This is a genomic window from Streptomyces sp. NPDC002573 (assembly GCF_042889625.1).
In the GTDB taxonomy this organism is placed as follows: Bacteria; Actinomycetota; Actinomycetes; order Streptomycetales; family Streptomycetaceae; genus Streptomyces; species Streptomyces gibsoniae.
Genome location: NZ_JBIARC010000027.1, coordinates 101,721 through 120,936 on the forward strand (window position 1 = coordinate 101,721; position 19,216 = coordinate 120,936).

Sequence of the window (19,216 nt, forward strand, 5' to 3'; positions counted from 1 at the left end):
ACGCCTCAGGACTCCTTGACCGCGATGGTCTCCACGGTATTGGCCACGTGTTCGAACGCGTCCGCCGCTTCCTCCAGCACGTCCACGATCTGCTTGAGCTTCAGGACCTCGATCGCGTCGTACTTGCCGTTGAACAGATGGGCGAGCAGTTTGCGGTGGATCTGGTCCGCCTGGTTCTCCAGACGGTTCACCTCGATCCAGTACTCGGTCAGATTGTCCAGCGTCCGCAGATGGGGCATCGCCTCGGCCGTCAGCTCGGCCGCCCGCGCCAGCACCTCGATCTGCTGTTCGACACCCTTCGGCAGCTCCTCGATGTTGTAGAGGACGACCAGGTCGACGGCCTCCTCCATGAAGTCCATGATGTCGTCGAGGGAGGACGCCAGCGAGTAGATGTCCTCACGGTCGAACGGCGTGATGAACGAGGAGTTCAGCTGGTGGAAGATCGCGTGCGTGGCGTCGTCACCGGCGTGTTCCGCTGCCCGCATACGCTCCGCGATCTCGGCCCGGGCGGAGGCGTCCGCCCCGAGCAGTTCCATCAGGAGTTTCGAGCCCGTGACGATGTTGTCCGCGGACGCGGCAAACATGTCATAGAAGCTCGTCTCCCTGGGGGTCAGACGAAAGCGCACGTGGGGTCCTCGGGATGCTTCGGTTTCGGTCAGGCTGATGCTAGGCACATCATCCGGCCACGGCTAAGGGGCCGTCCTCCAGTGTCGCCCATCGGACACGGTGGTCAGCACGGGGGCGGTACGGGGGCGGCCAAGGCTCTGGCCAAGGGCCCTATACCCAGCAAAGTTCGTTACCATATACCCACCAGGGGTATCTGTCCGTGCCGGGAAGTACAGGATCCGCCACAGCGGGCCACTTGTCCGGTTCCTTCTCACCGGGCAGCTGTCGACAGGAGGACCCGATGACGACCACCGAGGCCGGCGCGGCGGCGCCCTCCGAGGGTGACGGGACCGTGGCGACCGACCACGACCGCGGCATCCACGGCTACCACAAGCAGAAGGACGAGCACCTCAAGCGGCTGCGCCGGATCGAGGGCCAGATCCGTGGGCTGCAGCGCATGGTCGACGAGGACGTGTACTGCATCGACATACTCACGCAGGTCTCCGCCTCGACGAAGGCCCTGCAGTCCTTCGCGCTCCAGCTCCTGGAGGAGCATCTGCGCCACTGCGTCGCGGACGCCGCGCTCAAGGGCGGCTCGGAGATCGACGCGAAGGTGGAGGAGGCCACGAGGGCGATCGGGCGGCTGCTGCGCACCTGACGCCGCAGGCGGGCGGGTCGTCCGCCGCCGGGCCGCGGTCCTTGCCCGCTCACCCGCCGGTCGCGTCCCGCTCCTCGGCCACCCTGAGCACCTCGTCGATGCTCTCCAGGCTGAGCCGGTCCTCGTGTGCGGCCGAGGCGGCGATGATCAGATCCCCGCACAGCTCGATCTCGGCGAGGGCCACGTGGTCCTGTACTGCCGTACCGCCGAGCGGAGCCACGTGCATCACCTCTTTCTGCCGTCACCGACTTCCTAGGGTAGGGAGCGGTCTACGCGCCGCGCATGGCACGGACGGACCATTTCCGGCCCCTCAGCCGCGCCACTTTCGGCCTGCCCGCCCCGGCGACGCCCGGTTCTCCTCACTGCTCCGCGATCTTCCCGGCGAAGATGTCCCTGGTCGCCGGCAGCCGTACGTCGACGGGGGCCCCGAAGCCGTAGAGCAGCGTCGTCGACGCCACCGCGACGGTCGTCCTCTGCCGGCCGTTGACGAAGCTGAACCGGTGGCTCACCTTCCGCAGGCGTCCCTGGTCGTCGAGATAGGCGTCGAACGGCACCTCGGCCGTGGCGAACCCTTTCGCCGCCGCCCGGAACGGCTCCTGGTCCACGGCCGGAACGCGCTGTGCCGCGAGGACGATGTCGGCCACCCCCTGGTAGTGCCGCACGGGGACGCCCCCGACCTCGGCCTGTCCGACGTATCGCGCGCTGCGGGCCCCGCGCAGCAACTGGGCCGCCGCATAGGGATCGGTGGCGCCGCCGGTGACGAGGTTGCCGTCGGAGAGCGTGGCCGTGTCGACTCGTACCCATTTGTCCGCTGGCACCCCCGCGCCCCGGTTCTTCATGAACAGGGCTCCGGGGGAGAGAAGTTCGGTGATGGGGCGGTGCTCCTCAGTGCCGGCGGGGTCCTTCGGCAGCAGGACGGTCAGCCGGCCGAGCCGGGCGCGGTAGTCGTAGACGCCCTCGCCGTAGATGGTGACCCGGGTGCCGCCGGTGGCCATCTCCATCGACGTCCGCGTCCTTGAACTGCCCGCCCGCACCAGGGCCCCGGCCGCCCGCTGGAGTTGCCGGACGGCGTCCGCGCCGGACGGCGCGTCGCCGACGACGGCTCCGCCGCCCGCGCATCCGGTGACCGAGGTGCCGCAGACCAGCAGTCCCAGCGTCGCGACGACCGCCGCACCGACCCGACCGTGCTGCCGCACCACCATCGTCCGCCTACCCCCAGCCGGTACGTCCCGGTGTCCCTGCTGTCGTTCCGGTTAACGACCAGTAGGGAGAGCCGTCACGCGCCCCGAGGGCTCATGCGCCTTGGCCCGCAGCACACTTGCCTTGGGTAACCTTGTCGGAGTGGAACAAGGGGACATGGCCGCCGACCCGGACGGGCATCGCGCGACGACGGTGGAACAGGGCCGGTTCTGTGTGGCCCGATGCACCTGCGGCTGGCGGGGTCCGGCGCGCAGAGCCCGCAGCCTCGCGCGGACGGACGCCGAGGGGCATGTCGTCGGCGGGGGCGGCCGACCGGGCCATCTCCGCCAGAACGACTGAAAACGGTCATATCCATTCGCAACTGCCCGGGGCTGTAGCGATTCTGTGGCAATTTTCTGCGAACTCGGAGCAGGAACGGACCATCTCAGTCCACAGGAACCCACGGGAGGCCCACACATGCAACGGCGTATGTTCATCGGCGGAAGCACCGCCGCACTCGCGACGGCCGTGACCGCCGCGTGCACCGGCGGCACCAGCAGCTCCGCGGCGGCCGCGGGCACTGCGAACGCCGAGGGCACGTCGGTGCGTACAGCCACCACCACCGCCACCACCGCCACCCGTGTGGCCGCCGACCTGACGGCTCTGGCCAAGGACCTGTCGGGCACCCTGGTCCGCCCGGGCGACCACACCTGGCCCGCGGCCCACCAGCTCTACAACACCCGCTTCGACTCGCTGAAGCCCTCGGCGGTCGCGTACGTGGCGCACGCCGACGACATCCGCACCGTGCTGGCGTACGCCCGGGCCCACCATGTCAAGGTCGCGATACGCAACGGCGGACACTCCTACGCCGGTTGGTCCTCCGGCGACGGCCGCCTGATCCTCGACGTCTCGAAGCTCAGCACGATCCGGGCGAGCGGCAGCGAGGCAGTCGTCGGCGCGGGCTCCAAGCTGATAGACGTCTACCGGGCGCTCACCGCGAAGGGCGTCACCATACCCGCCGGCTCCTGCCCCACCGTCGGCGTCTCCGGACTCACCCTCGGCGGCGGCCACGGCGTGGTCTCCCGCGCCTACGGACTGACCTGCGACAGCCTCACCCAGGCGACCCTCATCACCGCGGACGGCAAGCAGCTCGTCGCGAACGCCACCGAGAACAAGGCCCTCTTCTGGGCCCTGCGCGGCGCGGGCAACGGCAACTTCGGCGTCGTCACCGAACTGCGCTTCAAGACGCACCCGGCGCCTCAGGCGGTGTCGGCCTACGTCACCTGGCCCTGGGCCAAGGCCGCCGCCGTGCTCAAGGCCTGGCAGGAGTGGGGCCCCGACCAGCCCGACGAGATCTGGTCCTCCTGCCACCTGGAGAACGGCGGCACGCCCACCGTCTCCGTGGCCGCCTTCTCGATCGGCACGTACGGGGAACTGCAGAACGCGGTCGACCGCCTGGCCGCGAAGGTGGGCTCCCCCGCCCGCAGCGTCACGCTCAAGCGGCACACGTACGAGGGCGCGATGGAGGCGTACGCCGGCTGCTCGTCCTTCCCCACCGCCGCCCAGTGCCATCTGCCGGGCTCGACGCCGGGCCGCTCCCCGCAGGGCGCCCTCGGCCGCGAGACCTACGCGGCCCGCTCGGACTTCTTCGACCGCTCGATCCCGGCGGCCGGCATCCAGACGATCCTGAACCAGGTCGCGCAGGCGCGGGGCGGCGCGGGCAGCGTCGCCTTCACCGCGCTCGGCGGTGCGGTCAACCGGGTCTCTCCGACGGCCACCGCGTTCGTGCACCGCCGCTCGCGCATGCTGGCGCAGTACATCGCGAGCTGGGGCGCGGGCTCCTCCGGCACGACGGCCCAGTCCTGGCTGACGTCCGCGCACGCCTCCATGCGCGGCTACGCGTCCGGGGCGGCGTACCAGAACTACACGGACCCGACCCTGACGAACTGGCGGAAGGCGTACTACGGGGACGCGGCCACCCGGCTCACCCAGGTGAAGCACCAGTACGACCCGACCGGCTTCTTCACGTTCCCGCAGTCGCTGTAGGGGACGCGCCCGGCGGGCCGCCCTCCCGGGCCCCCGCCGGGGCCCGTGGCAGCGGACCCGCGACCCCGGCGCCGGCCGTGCGGCAGTCGTCCGCGCGGTCGGCGGTCGTCACGCCGCCAGGTCCCGCTCCTCGGCCGTCTGTTCGGTGCGCGCCCCGGGAATCACGGCCTGCGCGGCGCGCGCCCCGCGGGCCCGGATCAGCAGTCCGGCGCGGGGCGAGGCCTCGATCGCCTTCGTCAGCGGGGTGAGCAGCGCCATGGCGAGCGGGGAGAGCAGCAGGGCGACGGCCGTGCCGAGGGCGAAGCCACCGACGACGTCCGTCGGGTAGTGCACACCCATGAAGACCCGGCAGAAACCTTCGAGCAGAGCGAGTCCCAGGCCGGCGAGCCCGAACTTCCGGTGGGCGATGAACAGGCCGACCGCCGCCGCCATGGTGAGCGTGGCGTGGTCGCTGACGAAGGAGTAGTCCGTCTTGCCCGTGGCGAGGACGTCGAGCCCCTGATGGTCGACGAACGGCCGGGGGCGCTCCACGAAGCCCCGGATCGGCACGTTCACGAGCACCGCGACACCGGCCGCCAACGGGGCCCAGACCAGCGCGGCGACGCCGGCGGCGGCATCGGCACCGCCCCGTCGGCGCACGGTCCACCAGCACCACAGGATGAGCAGGACCATGGCGAGCAGCAGCCCGTACTCGCCGACGAAGGACATGGCGCGGTCGAACCAGTGCGGCGCTTCCTTGGCCAGGCCGTTGATGTCGTACAGCAGATCGACGTCAGGGTTCGACCCGGATTCGGCGAGTCCAGCCATCGTGCGCTGTCCCTTCGTCCTCTGTCCCGTTCCACGGACGCGCAGGTGCGCGCTCCGTACCACCACCCCCGTGGTCGTAGATCCGCTCCACGTCAAGCCGGCTGCCGTAGTCGACGCTCTACGTCAGAAGGAACGCACGGCCCTCCGGTCCCCGTTCCGCATTCCACACAATGATCACGCAGACGTTATCGAAGAGAGACTCGTCGTCGCTGCTCAGAGGGGTGCGTGTAGCAAAAAGTTCCAGCCGACATATGCCTGCGTGCATGTCCTTCACACCCCGGTTCACACCGTCGTGGGCAGCGCTTTCGCGCCATCTTCGGTGACACGCGTCGCCCCGAAGTAATCAGGGGTGTCGATCGGGTCGAAACGGATCACGGCACCGGTCCTGGGCGCGTCGATCATGTAGCCGCCGCCGACGTAGACACCGACGTGCCGGATGGCGCGGGAGTTGGTCAGATCGTCGGAGAAGAACACCAGGTCCCCCGGGAGCAGTTCGTTCCGCTTGGGATGGGGCCCGGCGTTGTACTGGTCGTTGGCGACACGCGGCAACGTCACGCCCACGGTCTCGTACGCGGCCTTGGTCAGTCCGGAGCAGTCGAAGCGCCCGCCCTGGTCGGGGGTGCCGTCGCCACCCCACAGATAGGGGGTGCCGAGCTTCTTCTGCGCGAAGTAGATGGCGCCCGCCGCCTGCTTCGAGGGGTCGACCCGCCGCACCGGCGCGGCGAAGCTCTTCGCCAGGGTCGTGATGGTCTTCACATAGTTCTGGGTCTCCGCGTACGGCGGCACGCCCCCGTACCTGATGACCGCGTACGCCCCCGCGTTGTAGGCGGCGAGCATGTTGTCCGTCAGGTTCCCGGGGGCGTCCTTCACATACGAGGCGAGCTTGCAGTCGTACGACGCGGCCGACGGGATGGCGTCGCGCGGGTCCCAGACGTCGGCCCGGCCGTCGCCGTTGCCGTCGATGCCGTGGATGGCCCAGGTGCCGGGGATGAACTGGGCGATCCCCTCGGCCTTCGCGGGGCTCTTGGCGTTCGGGTTGAAGCCGCTCTCCTGGTACAGCTGGGCGGCGAGCAGCGCGGGGTTGATCGCGCTGCACAGGTTGCCCCACTTCTGGACTATGGACGCGTAAGCGGCGGGCACGGCGTTCCGGGCCAGTCCGACGGTCCCGTTCCCGAAGCCGCTCACCAGGTTTCCGGCCACGACATAGACGCCTACGACGAGCAGCATCACGAAGCTCAGCGCGGCGCCGACGGCAGCGGTCGCCAAGATCCACGCCTTACGCACCGTCAACCGCCCCTCGCCGCACGGGAGTCCGCCGAGGGTCAGTGTAGGGGCGGGGGCCGTCCGGGGACCGGAAAAGAGCTGGTCCGGCCACCGCCGACGCACAAGATCGGCCAGTCGGAGGGCGGGTGGCGGTGGCGAGGGGGTCAGGGGTGACACGCGGGTGGCGCGTGGGCGGTGCGCGGGTGGTGCGGGGGTGCTTCAACGGGGCCCCGCGGTCGTCCGCCGAGACCCCCTCGGGCCGCCCCGGCGACCGTCGGACGAGGTCCCCTCGGGCCGCCCGGCTCAGCCCCCCGACCGCCCGCGGCACGGCCCCGACCGCCCGGCATGCGTGCCGGCGGCCGAGGTCAGGTGCCCGAGGCGGTCCGGTACAGGTTCGCGGCCTCGTCCCTCAGGACGACGCTGTACGAGACGTCGGGGGTGGTACCGCCCTGTTCGTGCCCGCCGAGCACGCCGACGACCTCGCCGTCGCCGTTCACCCAGGGGCTGCCGCTCGTGCCGCCGCTGAAGCCGGGGCACTCGATGCGCTGTTGCGTGGCGCTGTGCACGGTCGGCTTGTTGACGCAGGTTATGGGCGTCTCACGGGAGTCGGGGTAGCCGGTGACGGTGACCGCGGTGGCCCCGGTCTGCCGCCCCGTGACGAACCGGTTGCTCCCGACGATGTCCTCGACGTCGACACCGCCGATGGTCTCCACGGTGGCGAAGCCGACATCGCTGTCCTCGTCCTGGTCACCGCTCCAGGCGTCGCCGACGTAGGTCTTGGTGATCTTCCACAGCCCGTACGGGGCCTTGCCGTCCCGGTAGCCGGGGGCGAACCAGATGGTGCCGGTGGTCAGACAGTGCGCGGCGGTCACGATCAGGCTGTGGGCCTTGCTGTGCACCACGGAGGCGGTGCAGAAGTGCCCGCCCTCCAGAGCACCGCCGGGACCGAAGAGCGCACCGATCCGTGAGGCGGCCGCATTCGTCTCGGCCTCGGCGGTCAGACCCAGCGGTCCGGTGCCGCCGTCGGCGGCGGCCACGGACGAGGTCGTGACGACCAGGATCACGAGAGCACCGAGGAACGCGTGCCGGCGGTTGCCAGGGGGGCGTGTGATGCGCTTCATCACCTTCCACTGTGACCCACCAAGGTGAGAAAAACCCTGTGAGCTTCCTGAAATTAACCTATGAGGTTCCGTTGCCGCAGGTCAGCACGCGCATCCGGCCCACAGCGACCTCGCCCCTTCGGACGTACGGCTTCCGCAACGACCCCGGACTCCTCCCCGGCACCGATACCCCATCCGGCGCAGGACTTATGCGCCCGTGTACGCCGCGGTCGTGCGCTCCGCCGCGGCCCGCGCCGCCTCCTCCGGCTCGCCCGACGCCGCATTGGCCTCACCCCAGGCCGCGCTGCTGAGCGTCACATAGCGGCGTCCCTCGTCCGACGCCAGCCACGCCATGCTCTCGGCGGGGTCCACGGAGGCCCCGGTCGCCAGATGGCGCGACAGGCCCAGCAGGCCCATGTCCCAGCCCACGCCCACCGCGCCGGGGCCGAACTCGGCCCAGCGTTCGTCATCCACATGAGCGATGTGGTCCAGTTCGAAGCGCGTCCGCTCCTCCGCGACCGGCGTCAGCCGCAGTTCGATCCAGCTGACCTCGCCGCCGAACTCCCAGGTCGCGAAGAAGCCCCTCGGCGGGTCGCACCGTTCGATCGTGCCGCTCGCATTGCCCTGCAGCTCGAAGCGCCCGCCCAGGCGCAGTTCGCCCGAGACGGGCAGGAACCAGCGCGGGATGCGCTCGGGGTTCGTACAGGCGTCCCAGAGGTCCTCGAGCGGAGCGTCATAGGTCCGGGAGATCGTCACCACCCGCGCCTCGCCCGGTCCGAACAGCTTGCGGCCCACCTGCCGCTGTACGGAACTGATCTCGTGCGTCACGTCAACGCCTTCGAGCATCGCTGTCTCCTTCCAGGCGGCGTGACCGCCTTCCTCGCGCCAACTCCGTCTCCAGCGCGTCCAGCCGTGGGGCCCAGAACCGCCGGAAGCGCCCGATCCACTCGTCCACGTCGCGCAGCGGCTCCGGGTTCACCGCGTACAGCCGGCGCGCCCCCTGCGGACGGACCGTCGCGAAGCCGTTCTCCCGCAGCACCTTCAGATGCTGGGAGACGGCCGGCTGGGATATCCCGAACTCCGTGGTGATCACTTCGCACACCGCCCCGGACGTCATCTCCCCGTCCGCGAGCAGTTCGAGGATCCTGCGGCGCACGGGGTCTCCGAGCACATCGAATGCGTGCATGGTGGGGACCATATCAGCACGCACTTATATAAGGGAGCACTGAAATACGCGCGCCGTAAACGCCGCCCACCGCACAGGCGGACGCGCATCGATCACCCGGACCCGAACCCATGCGTCCCCTGCGCCTCCCGTCGAGCAACTGTCAGGCACACGTCATCACCAGGCCATCAACCGGCAAGGCGGCCACCTCGGTTCAGTAAGGCGGAAGTCAGGATTCCCGAACGCTCTTGTTTGTCGCGTACTCAACAAGTCAGGGTGGTCGCGGACCGCCGCCCCGCCGCCGGGCACCCGCCCGGCGACGCACCCGCACAGCCCCCTGTCCCGCCTGACCCAGGAGAACGCAGTTGCGTAGCACACCCCCCGACTCAGCGCCCATACGCGGCAGATGGCGACGCATAGGCTCGGCCGCCGCGGCCACCACCGCCCTGCTGCTGGCCGGCCTCGGCACCGCGGCGCACGCGAACGCCGCCTCGACCACCGCCACGGCCGCCTCGTCCGCGAAGGTGACGTGGACCCGCTCGTGCGCCGCGCCCAAGAAGAAGGGCGAGATGGCCTGCAACGCCCTGCGCGTAACGGGCGGCGTCACGGCCTTCCAGCAGCAGCGGGCCAAGGCGGAGGGCATCACCGCCAAGGCTCTCTCCCCCGAGGCCGCCGCCGACTCCCCCACCGGTTACGGCCCCAGTGACCTCCAGGACGCCTACGGCCTCGCCGACGCCGCCTCCTCGAACGGCTCCGGGCGGACCATCGCGATCGTGGACGCGTACGACGATCCGAACGCCGAGTCGGACCTCGCCGCGTACCGCTCGTACTACGGCCTGCCGGAGTGCACCACCGACGACGGCTGCTTCAAGAAGGTGAGCCAGACCGGCTCGACCACCTCGCTGCCCACCGCCGACAGCGGCTGGGCCGGGGAGATCTCGCTCGACCTCGACATGGCCAGCGCGATCTGCCCGAACTGCAACATCACGCTGGTCGAGGCCAAGTCGTCCTCGATGGCGAACCTCGGCACCGCGGTGAACGAGGCCGTCAAGCTCGGCGCGAAGTACGTCTCCAACAGCTACGGCGGCGCGGAGTCCTCCTCCGACAGCGGCTACGACACCTCGTACTTCAAGCACCCCGGGGTCGCCATCACGGTGAGCGCGGGCGACGAGGCGTACGGCGCCGAGTACCCGGCCGCCTCCCGGTACGTCACCGCCGTCGGCGGCACCAAGCTCTCCAGCTCCTCCAACAGCCGTGGCTGGACCGAGAGCGTGTGGCACACCAGCAGCACCGAGGGCACCGGCTCCGGCTGCTCCGCCTACGACGCCAAGCCCACCTGGCAGACCGACACCGGCTGCACCAAGCGCATGATCGCCGACGTGGCGGCCGTCGCCGACCCGGCGACCGGCGTCTCGGTCTACGACACCTACGGCGACGGCACCGGCTGGGCGACCTACGGCGGCACCAGCGCGTCGTCCCCGATCATCGCCGGCGTCTACGCCCTCGCGGGCACCCCGTCCAGCAGCTCCTACCCGGCGCAGTTCCCGTACGGCGCAGCCGGCACGTCCGCCCTCAACGACGTGACCAGCGGAAGCAACGGCAGCTGCTCGACGAGCTACTTCTGCACCGCGCGGTCCGGCTACGACGGCCCGACCGGCTGGGGCACCCCGGAGGGAACCTCCGCCTTCACCGGCTGATCCCCCTCCGCACACCAGGACGGACGCCGCCGGGAAACACGTGGGGACTTGACCGCCGGCGTTCTTCCGGAACCGGGCCACGGCAGCCGGCCGCGGCCCGGTTCCTCCTTCTCCGCCTCGCAGAACCTTTGAGGCGTCTGTGAGTTGCATCGTGCGTGCGGCGCCCGTCCGGGGCGCCGCACGGACAGAGGGCCGCGGCTGAACGCCGCGGCCCTCTGTCTGCCCACCGACGGCGCACGAGCAGCCGGCGCGCTCCGCTTCGCTGTCCGGATATAGCCTTCCGCTCGTACGGGTGACCCTCGTAACGAACGGACCGGCCGAACGGGTCACCCCACGGGCCGGCCCGAGTCGTCGCGGCGTGAAGGGGGTTGGCGACAGCACCGCACGACAGGTTCCGCTTCTACCTCATTGCCCGTCGTGACCTGCCGTGATACACACAGTGACCATGCTCCCCTTTCCCTGCCGCCCGACGCACGCATGAGGGGCCCGGACGGGCCGGAGGCAAGGGACACGTACCAAATCCGCCAATCAATGACTCCAAGTCGACATACGACAGCGTCATTGTCAGCGAGAATGTCCCTGACCTCTGCGCGCGTGGCAGGGGCTACGGAACTACCCACCAGGGGCGGTGACTTACATGCATCTCGCGGCCGCAAAAGGCGACATCAACACGATCATCGGCGGTATCGCCCCAGACTGGGGCCCGTTCGGCAGCCTGGGCAACGAGGCTCGCGTGATGGTCGAAGTGGTGATGGCCGTTGCCATCCTGCTCTGTCTGGCGATCGCGATCTGGGGCGCGGCCAAGCAGCGCATCGGCGCGACCGCCCTGCGCGACACGTTCAGTGCCGAGCAGGGCAAGGGGCTGATCATCGCGGGCCTGACCGGAGTCTTCATCATCGGCTCGCTCGGCACGCTGTTCACCATCGTGTACGGCATGGCCGTGTAGGGCCGCCCCGGACCGCCAAGACCCGCCTGGCGCGCCATCAGTCCCGTCCGGGCGCGCCCGGCTCCCACCTCCGACCCATCCGTCCGTCGCGCCCACCGGCTGAGGTTGCGTTTCCCTGATGTCGAGTCACCACACCGCGCCCGCGCGGGAACCAGCACGGCTACCGTCGTACTTCTACGCGTTTCCGCACGGGGCGCGGACCGGTCACGAGTTCGAGGGGGCGTGCGCGACGTGAGTCTCGGTGACGGTGCCTCCGGCGAGAGCGACGGGGAGTACGGCGGCGTCGGGCAGACGCGGACACGGCTGCCCGACCGGCCCGGCGACGTGTACGGGGGCGCCCGGCGAGGCCGCTCCTCCTCACGCAGCCTGGTCACGGTCGTCGGGGTGGTCGTCCTGCTGATCGCCGCGATCGCCTTCGCCAACCGCGGGGGCGACTCCGCCTCGTCGGACGGCAACGGCGACGGCAAGGCGGGCGCGGCCCCCACGGCAGCGACGGGCACCCGCCCGGTCCGCACGAAGGCAGGCGCGATCCCCTCGGGCTACGCCCACGACCAACAGGGCGCGCAGTCGGCTGCGGCGAACTATGCGGTGGCGTTGGGTTCGGGCGACATGTTCAACAAGGACAGACGGGACGAGATCCTCAGGACGATCATCACGCCCTCACGGGTGGCCGGCTTCGAAGGCACGCTGGACAAGGCGTACAGCCCGGAGTTCAACAAGAAGGTGGGTCTGAACGAGAACGGCTCCGCGCCTCAGGGCTACACCTTCGTCTCGCGCACCACCCCCATCGGCAGCAAAGTCACGAGCTTCTCGACCGACGGAGCGACCGTGGACGTCTGGTGCAACGGCCTCCTGGGGCTCGCAGGGCAGAACTCCACCAACCCGGTCACCAGCAGTTGGTTCACCATCACCATGCAGCTCGAGTGGAACAACGGCGACTGGAAGATCGTGCAGCACTCCCAACAGGACGGCCCCGCGCCGGTCCCGGGGGACGACCGTGCTTCCAGCGCCGATGACATGGCCAAGGCAGTTGAGGAGTACGGAGGGTTCACCTATGCGCGCTGACCGCTACGTACTCAAGCTGTCGGGTGCCGTTGTGGCCGTTCAGAGCGCAGCGCTGCTGCTCGCCGCACGCGCTGTCGCCGCACCGAGTCCCACGCCCTCGCCCACGAAGAGCAGCGACCCCTGCGCCCTCATCCACGGCCCGGCCAAGGACTACTGCGAAAAAGGCAACTCCCCGGGCTCCGGCGGCTCCTCCAACACCCTCACCGACAGCCTCGACCCCCTCTCCTCCCTCGCCAAGGGCTGCGCCAAGGCCGCCTCCTGGACCGTCGACAAGCTCAGCGAGGCCGTGAAGCAGACCGCCAGCGTCGACTTCACCAACCAGGCCTTCCTGCACCAGTACGAGATCGTCTTCGCGGCGTCGGCCATCCTCACCCTCCTGCTGTGGCTCCTGGCCGTCGCCAAGCGGGCGGTCCGCGGCGTCCCGTTCACCACCGCCGTGTCCGAAGCCGTCGGCTTCCTCTGGCTGACCGTGCTGGCCTCCGCCTTCACCCCGCTGATCCTCTACACGGTCGTCTCGGCGACCGACGGCGTCAGCGACGTCCTCGCCAAGACCACGGGCGACCAGACCGAGACCTTCTTCGGCGCGTTCTCCGGCGCGCTCAGCAAGGGAACGGACATCGGCGGCGGCCCGATCATGCTGATCATCGTGTCGCTGATCTCGATCCTCGCCGCGGGCGTCCTGTATCTGGAGCTGTTCCTGAGGGCGGTCCTGCTGTACGTCGGCGCCCTCCTCGGCGTCGTCGTCTACTCGGGCCTCGTCGACAAGAACCTCTGGGGCCACGTCCGCCGCTGGGCGGGCATCATGATCGCGGTGATCCTGGTCAAGCCGGTGATCGTCATCGTGCTCGGGCTCGCCGGCGCACTCGCCACCGACAAGGGCCCGGACTCCCTCGCGGCCGTCGTCTCCGGCCTCGCCATCATCCTGCTCGCCATCTTCGCGAGCGGCATGATCTACCGCTTCGTCCCCGGTTTCGGCGACGAGATCGCCGCCTCCCGCAACAACCGCGTGATGCAGGGCGCCGAACGCAAGGCCGCGGCCGTCATCAGCTCCCCGGCGACCCTCGTCGCCCAGGGCATCAAGACCCACAGCGCCCGCGCCGACACCGGCGGCGGCGGCCAGCCGCCCCGCCCCGCCAACCCCGTGAGCGGCGGCGTGGCCGCACACAGCACCCGCACCCCGGGTGGCGGCCCCGTCGCCTCGTCCGCGCCCCCGCCGCGCACCAGCCCGGCCGACACCCCGCACGCCAGCAGCACCCGCAACAGCAGTACCAACCGCACGGGAGGTGAAGGGCGTTGACGACCCAGTCCCATGTGTCGCATCCGGTCACGCCCCGCCGGACTTATCTGATCGGCCGCGCCCGGCCGAACGCGATCATCGGCCGCAACCGCGAGTCCGGCGAGATCGTGCTGATCATCGCGGGCGCGTTCCTCGGCATGATGTGCGGGCTGCTCGTCCCGGTCCTGTCCCTGCGCATCGTGCTCCTGATGGGCTTCCCGCTGCTCGCGCTGGCCGCCGTGTACATCCCGTACAAGCACCGCACGTTCTACAAGTGGTTCGAGATCAACCGCAGTTACAAGCGGACCCTGCGCCAGGGGACGACGTACCGGAGCTCCGTGATGGAGGCCGGCACCGGGTACGACGGCCGCGAGGTCGAGGTGGGCCCGCCGCCCGGCATCGGCCGGATCTCCTGGCTCGCCGCCCCCTTCGGGCCGGACGAGATCGCCGTCCTGCTGCACGCCGACCGGCGCACCGTCACCGCCGCCATCGAGATCGAGGGCCCGGGCGTCGGCCTGCGCGACAGCGAGGACCAGGAGGCCCTCGTCGACCGCTTCGGCACGCTGCTGAAGCACGTGGCGAACGGCGACGGCTTCGTCACCCGCCTCCAGATGCTGGCCCGCACCCTGCCCGCCGACCCGGACGCGCACGCCAAGGACGTCGCCCAGCGCGGCGACGACCGCGCCCCGGCCTGGCTGCGGCAGTCCTACGACCAGCTGCAGTCCATGGTGTCGACGAGCAGCGAGCAGCACCGCGCCTACCTCGTCGCCTGTATGCACTACACCCGTGAACTCGCCGCCGAGGCACAGACCATGGCGCGCGCCGCCCGGCCCCAGGGCGGCAAGAAGGTCGACCGGGACGCGGGCCTCGCGGTGGTCATGGCGCGTGAGCTGACCGACATCTGCTCACGTCTGCAGGAGGCCGACATCCGCGTACGGCAGCCGCTGGGCCAGGGCCGGCTCGCCTCCCTCATCCACTCCATGTACGACCCCGACCACCCCATCGACCACATCCAGGCGATGACCAAGCGCAACGCCTGGCCCGCCGAGCTCGACGCCATGGAGCCCACCTACCTCCAGGCGAAGACCCGGGAGTCGTCGACGCGCGCGCCCTGGTGCCATGCCACCGCCTGGGTCAAGGAGTGGCCGATGACCCCGGTCGGCGTGAACTTCCTGGCGCCGCTGCTGGTCCACACCCCGGACGTCATCCGGACCGTCGCCGTCACCATGGACCTCGAACCCACCGAGGTCGCCATCGAGCGCATGCTCACCGAGAAGACGAACGACGAGGCCGAGGCCAGCCGCGCCGCCAAGATGAACCGCACCGTCGACCCCCGTGACATCGCCGCCCACTCCCGCCTCGACCAGCGCGGCGAGGACCTCGCGAGCGGCGCCGCGGGCGTCAACCTGGTCGGTTACATCACCGTCTCCGCCCGTACGCCGGAGGCACTGGCCCGCGACAAGCGGACCATCCGCGCCTCGGCCGGCAAGTCGTATCTGAAGCTGGAGTGGTGCGACCGCGAGCACCACCGGGCCTTCGTCAACACGCTCCCGTTCGCCACCGGCATTCGGAGGTAAGGACCTGATGCGGGATCCGCTGTCCGTCCTGACCGACGCCTTCACGTCCTTCCTCTTCGGAAAGGTCGAGACGACCCGGCTGCCCGTCCGCACGTCCACGGGCCAGGCCCAGGCCGTCTACCTGCCCACCGCCGCACCCGGCCTGGGCGACTCCGGCGTGATCATCGGCCGCGAGGTCTACTCCGGGAAGGGGTACATCTACGACCCCTTCCAGCTGTACGGGCAGCAGCTCCCGGCGCCGCACTGGCTCGTCCTCGGCGAGTCCGGCAACGGCAAGTCGGCGCTCGAGAAGACGTACGTCCTGCGCCAGCTGCGCTTCCGCGACCGCCAGGTCGTGGTCCTGGACGCACAGGGCGAAGACGGCGTCGGCGAGTGGAACCTCATCGCCCAGGAGCTGGGCATCACCCCCATCCGGCTCGACCCGATGGCCGCCCTGGACCACGGCATCCGCCTCAACCCGCTCGACCCCGCGATCACCACGACCGGCCAGCTGGCACTGCTGCGCACGATCATCGAGGTCGCGATGGGACACGGCCTGGACGAGCGCTCCGGCTTCGCCCTCAAGGTCGCGCACGCCTACGTCAACGAGACGATCGTCGAGCGCCAGCCGGTGCTCACCGACATCGTCGAACAGCTGCGGCACCCCGAACCGGACTCCGCGGAGGCGATGAACGTCGCCCTGGACGACGTACGGGCCTGGGGCCTGGACGTGGCGCTGGTCCTGGATCGTCTGGTCGACGGTGACCTGCGGGGCATGTTCGACGGGCCGACGACGGTCGGCATCGACCTGGACGCCCCGCTGATCGTGTTCGACCTGTCCCACATCGACCGCAACTCGATCGCCATGCCGATCCTGATGGCGATCGTCGGTGTGTGGCTGGAGCACACCTGGATCCGCCCCGACCGGAAGAAGCGCATCTTCCTGGTCGAGGAGGCCTGGCACATCATCAACAGCCCGTTCGTCGCCCAGCTGTTCCAGCGGCTGCTGAAGTTCGGCCGGCGACTCGGCCTGTCCTTCGTGGCGGTGGTGCACCACCTCAGCGACGTGGTGGACGGAGCGGCGGCGAAGGAGGCCGCCGCGATCCTGAAGATGGCGTCGACCAGGACGATTTATGCCCAGAAGGCGGACGAGGCCCGGGCCACCGGCCGGGTGCTCGGTCTGCCGAGGTGGGCCGTGGAGATCATCCCGACCCTGACGCCCGGTATCGCGGTCTGGGACGTCAACGGCAATGTGCAGGTGGTGAAACACCTGGTCACAGAGTCGGAGCGGCCGATCGTCTTCACCGACCGCGCGATGACGGAGTCGTCGAACGACCGGGACACGGACGACGCGCTGCGCGCCGCGGAGCTGGAGGCGGAGGAGCGGGCGGCGGCGTTCGTGGAACAGCGGATGGGCGACCTGGACGGCACGTCCGAGTCCACGGTGGCTTGAGACTGGGGTCACGATGAGACCAGGCAAGGAACAGCGGGAGCAGCGGGACGGCCAGGGCGGCGTCCCCGACGGCCTGTTGGTGGGTGTGCTGGCCTTCCTGCTGGGTGTGACGCTGATGGTGTGGACGGCCACGGGCCTCGCGGGCTGGTTCTCGCGGGGCACCTGGCCCGACGGCGTGCGGTTCACCCGTACGCCGGTGGCCATACGGCATCTGATCGTCCAGCCGCATGACATCACGGGCGCGTGGCCGGACGCACCGGCCGGTCAGCTGTCCGGGTACGGGCTGTTCTGGGGCCTGTTCATAAGCGAACTGATGGTGCTGTTCGTGCTGACCGTGTTCGGCATCGGCACGGTGGCGCGCTGGAAGTCGGTACGGGCCCGAAGAAAGGCGGCGGCCGCGGCCGGCCACCTGCCCGCCCCGCCCGCCGGCCCTCCGGCAGCGGCACCGGCCTTCGGCCGGCCCGCTCCTACGGCGGCCGCGCCCGCACCTGCCACCGTCCCCACTCCGCTTCCCGGCCCACGCCCCGACCGGGAGGAGTCCCGTCCGCTGGAGCACCTCCCGGCAGGACCGCCGCCCCCTACGGCTCCACTTCCGGCCGCGGCGGAGGACGGACCGCACGCCCCGCTCACCGCCACGAGCCCCGAGCGCCTCGTCACACCCGCCGCACACGCCACCACCGCCCCCTGGACGCCCCCGTCCGTGGTCCTCGGCACCCCCGAGGTCCGTCACCCCGCGGCCGCCCAGGCCGTACGTGACGCCGAGGGCCCCGCGCTCGTCGTCACCTCCAACCCCGCCCTGTGGTCCGAGACGAAGGACGCCCGCGCCAAGCTCGGTCCCGTCCTCCTCTACGACCCCTCACATCTGTGCGACACCCCGGCCCGGCTGCACTGGTCCCCGTTCTCCGGCTGCGAGGACAAGGCGACGGCCGCGGCCCGCGCCGTCGCGCTGCTCGCCCCGGTGCGCCCGACGGCCCGGATCGACCAGGCGGTCGCCGATGTGGCGGAAACGCTCCTGCGGAGCTATCTGCACGCCGCCGCCATAGATGGGCGCACCATCCGGCACGTCCATCGCTGGGCCCAGGGAAGCCAGGTCCAGGAGGCGGTACGGGCCCTGCGCACCCACCAGAAGGCGTCCTCCGGCGCGGCCGGGGAGCTGGAGGCAGTGCTCACCTCGTACCCCGAACGGCGCGACATGGCCCAGGAGTTGACCGCGCGCGCCCTGTCCTCGCTCTTCACGGTCAACATCCGCGAGGCATGCACATCCAACCGAAATGACAGCGTCGCCTTGGATTCCTTCGTCAACGAAGGGGGCACGCTTTATGTGGTCGGTGAATCCATCGAAGATCCCAGACAACACCCCGGCGCGATGCCGCTGCTGACGGCTCTCGCCTCCAGCGTGGTCGAGCGCGGCCGGCGCATGGCCGAACGGTCATCCTCTGGTCGCCTCGACCCACCACTTTCCCTCGTGCTGGACGACGTGGCGGCCGTGGCCCCCCTGCCCCAGCTCCCGGAGCTGCTCTCCACCGGAGCGGACCGCGGTCTGCCCACCCTGGCCCTGCTCCGCTCGCGCGAACAGGGCCGCGCACGCTGGCCGCGGTACGAACTCCCCGTGTAGCGGCGCACGCTAGCTGCGCTCGAACACCATCTCCAGCTCGGACTCCCCCGAGTCCTCGGACAGAGGAACGGTCACCCCGCTCGGCACGAAACCGATCTTGCGGTACAGCGCCCTGGCCCGGGTGTTGTCCTCGTGCACGATCAGCCGCACCCGCTCGACGCCGCGCGACCACGCCCACTCCAGACCGGCGTCGAACAGCGCCTCGCTGAGCCCGCTGCCCCGGTGCTCAGGGCGTATGAACACACCGACGACGTGTCCCTGATCCCGCTCGACCGGCAGCCCCGCCCAGTCCTTGGTGCCGACCTCCTCCATCAGCACCGTCAGGGTGCCGGCCCACCGGCCGTCCGTGCTCTCCGCGACGATCTGCCGGGCCTCCAGTGCCCCTTCGGCCCCGCTCGCGGCCCGCTCCTGCCAGAAGGCGTCCGGCCTGGCGGAGGCCTGCTCGAAGGTCTCCAGGAACGCGAGGTGCGCGACGGGGTCCTGGAGAGCGGCGAGCCGCAGCTCCTTCACCGCGGGCCACTCGTCGGGGCGTATGGACCTGATCACGTAAGACATGGAGCCACCGTAACGACCGAACGAGCCAGGTGCGGACCCATTTTCCCGTTCTCCATCAGCCTCTCCATCAGCCGGGAGGTCTGCGGGAACGCGAAAGAGCCCCAACTCACGGGAACTATCCCGGAGTTGGGGCTCTTTCTCAAAATTTGTTCGGCGGCGTCCTACTCTCCCACAGGGTCCCCCCTGCAGTACCATCGGCGCTGTAAGGCTTAGCTTCCGGGTTCGAAAT

General features: G+C 70.2%; 19 protein-coding genes and 1 rRNA gene. 10 read left to right on the forward strand and 10 right to left on the reverse strand.

Annotated elements, in window-relative coordinates; translation table 11 throughout:
• Positions 1–5: 5 nt before the first annotated feature.
• Complete coding sequence (locus ACFYX0_RS24890; RefSeq protein ID WP_171110497.1) at positions 6–626, reverse strand: DUF47 domain-containing protein; 621 nt, start codon at positions 624–626, stop codon at positions 6–8.
• 281 nt (positions 627–907) lie between these two features.
• Here ACFYX0_RS24890 and ACFYX0_RS24895 point away from each other — a divergent pair, with 281 nt between their 5' ends.
• Entirely contained in the window at positions 908–1,264 is a 357-nt protein-coding gene (locus tag ACFYX0_RS24895) for a metal-sensitive transcriptional regulator (protein ID WP_388973210.1), read from the forward strand.
• Between the two features lie 49 nt (positions 1,265–1,313).
• Here ACFYX0_RS24895 and ACFYX0_RS24900 read toward each other — a convergent pair whose 3' ends face one another.
• Both ACFYX0_RS24900 and ACFYX0_RS24905 read right to left on the reverse strand, forming a co-directional pair.
• Entirely contained in the window at positions 1,314–1,490 is a 177-nt protein-coding gene (locus tag ACFYX0_RS24900) for a hypothetical protein (RefSeq protein ID WP_355919676.1), read from the reverse strand.
• 133 nt (positions 1,491–1,623) lie between these two features.
• A complete protein-coding gene (locus ACFYX0_RS24905) occupies positions 1,624–2,466 on the reverse strand; it encodes a hypothetical protein (RefSeq protein ID WP_388973212.1) in 843 nt (280 codons plus the stop codon).
• A 154-nt stretch (positions 2,467–2,620) separates the two neighbouring features.
• Between ACFYX0_RS24905 and ACFYX0_RS24910 the strand changes: the two genes are divergently transcribed.
• Both ACFYX0_RS24910 and ACFYX0_RS24915 read left to right on the forward strand, forming a co-directional pair.
• Positions 2,621–2,803 (forward strand): hypothetical protein, encoded by a 183-nt coding sequence (locus ACFYX0_RS24910; RefSeq protein WP_388973240.1) that lies wholly within the window; start codon positions 2,621–2,623, stop codon positions 2,801–2,803.
• Positions 2,804–2,920: 117 nt separating this feature from the next.
• Positions 2,921–4,489 (forward strand): FAD-binding oxidoreductase, encoded by a 1,569-nt coding sequence (locus ACFYX0_RS24915; protein ID WP_388973214.1) that lies wholly within the window; start codon positions 2,921–2,923, stop codon positions 4,487–4,489.
• A 108-nt stretch (positions 4,490–4,597) separates the two neighbouring features.
• On the opposite strand, the gene ACFYX0_RS24920 is transcribed toward ACFYX0_RS24915, so the two are convergent.
• The 5 genes from ACFYX0_RS24920 to ACFYX0_RS24940 form a co-directional block, all read right to left on the reverse strand.
• Positions 4,598–5,296, reverse strand: a complete 699-nt coding sequence (locus tag ACFYX0_RS24920; RefSeq protein ID WP_355919667.1) for a phosphatase PAP2 family protein — start codon at positions 5,294–5,296, stop codon at positions 4,598–4,600.
• A 282-nt stretch (positions 5,297–5,578) separates the two neighbouring features.
• Positions 5,579–6,586 (reverse strand): NlpC/P60 family protein, encoded by a 1,008-nt coding sequence (locus ACFYX0_RS24925; protein WP_388973216.1) that lies wholly within the window; start codon positions 6,584–6,586, stop codon positions 5,579–5,581.
• Positions 6,587–6,924: 338 nt separating this feature from the next.
• Complete coding sequence (locus tag ACFYX0_RS24930; RefSeq protein WP_388973218.1) at positions 6,925–7,680, reverse strand: trypsin-like serine peptidase; 756 nt, start codon at positions 7,678–7,680, stop codon at positions 6,925–6,927.
• Positions 7,681–7,866: 186 nt separating this feature from the next.
• The gene (locus tag ACFYX0_RS24935) at positions 7,867–8,505 is read right to left on the reverse strand and encodes an SRPBCC family protein (RefSeq protein ID WP_388973220.1); all 639 of its coding nucleotides are present in this window, start codon (positions 8,503–8,505) and stop codon (positions 7,867–7,869) included.
• The gene (locus ACFYX0_RS24940; RefSeq protein WP_388973222.1) at positions 8,489–8,845 is read right to left on the reverse strand and encodes an ArsR/SmtB family transcription factor; all 357 of its coding nucleotides are present in this window, start codon (positions 8,843–8,845) and stop codon (positions 8,489–8,491) included. Before ACFYX0_RS24940 ends, ACFYX0_RS24935 begins: the two co-directional genes overlap by 17 nt.
• Before the next feature lie 344 nt (positions 8,846–9,189).
• On the opposite strand from ACFYX0_RS24940, the gene ACFYX0_RS24945 reads away from it, so the two are divergent.
• The 7 genes from ACFYX0_RS24945 (at position 9,190) to ACFYX0_RS24975 (ending at position 18,432) form a co-directional block, all read left to right on the forward strand.
• On the forward strand, positions 9,190–10,521 hold the full coding sequence (locus ACFYX0_RS24945) for a peptidase S8 (protein WP_388973224.1): 1,332 nt from the start codon (positions 9,190–9,192) through the stop codon (positions 10,519–10,521).
• A 637-nt stretch (positions 10,522–11,158) separates the two neighbouring features.
• Positions 11,159–11,467, forward strand: a complete 309-nt coding sequence (locus ACFYX0_RS24950) for a hypothetical protein (protein WP_043441655.1) — start codon at positions 11,159–11,161, stop codon at positions 11,465–11,467.
• A gap of 231 nt (positions 11,468–11,698) precedes the next feature.
• Positions 11,699–12,532 (forward strand): hypothetical protein, encoded by an 834-nt coding sequence (locus ACFYX0_RS24955; protein WP_388973242.1) that lies wholly within the window; start codon positions 11,699–11,701, stop codon positions 12,530–12,532.
• Positions 12,522–13,829, forward strand: a complete 1,308-nt coding sequence (locus ACFYX0_RS24960) for a hypothetical protein (protein ID WP_388973226.1) — start codon at positions 12,522–12,524, stop codon at positions 13,827–13,829. The genes ACFYX0_RS24955 and ACFYX0_RS24960 overlap by 11 nt, the downstream gene beginning before the upstream one ends.
• On the forward strand, positions 13,826–15,385 hold the full coding sequence (locus ACFYX0_RS24965) for an SCO6880 family protein (RefSeq protein WP_355919646.1): 1,560 nt from the start codon (positions 13,826–13,828) through the stop codon (positions 15,383–15,385). The genes ACFYX0_RS24960 and ACFYX0_RS24965 overlap by 4 nt, the downstream gene beginning before the upstream one ends.
• 7 nt (positions 15,386–15,392) lie before the next feature.
• On the forward strand, positions 15,393–16,817 hold the full coding sequence (locus ACFYX0_RS24970) for an ATP-binding protein (RefSeq protein ID WP_388973228.1): 1,425 nt from the start codon (positions 15,393–15,395) through the stop codon (positions 16,815–16,817).
• 13 nt (positions 16,818–16,830) lie between these two features.
• Positions 16,831–18,432: a type IV secretory system conjugative DNA transfer family protein gene (locus ACFYX0_RS24975; RefSeq protein ID WP_388973230.1), complete on the forward strand. Its 1,602-nt coding sequence runs from the start codon at positions 16,831–16,833 to the stop codon at positions 18,430–18,432.
• Positions 18,433–18,441: 9 nt separating this feature from the next.
• Here ACFYX0_RS24975 and ACFYX0_RS24980 read toward each other — a convergent pair whose 3' ends face one another.
• Together ACFYX0_RS24980 and rrf are read right to left on the reverse strand one after the other, a co-directional pair.
• Positions 18,442–18,987, reverse strand: coding sequence for a GNAT family N-acetyltransferase (locus tag ACFYX0_RS24980; RefSeq protein WP_388973232.1), 546 nt, complete (start codon positions 18,985–18,987; stop codon positions 18,442–18,444).
• 148 nt (positions 18,988–19,135) lie between these two features.
• A 5S ribosomal RNA gene (rrf, locus tag ACFYX0_RS24985) occupies positions 19,136–19,216 on the reverse strand; the annotation flags it as partial.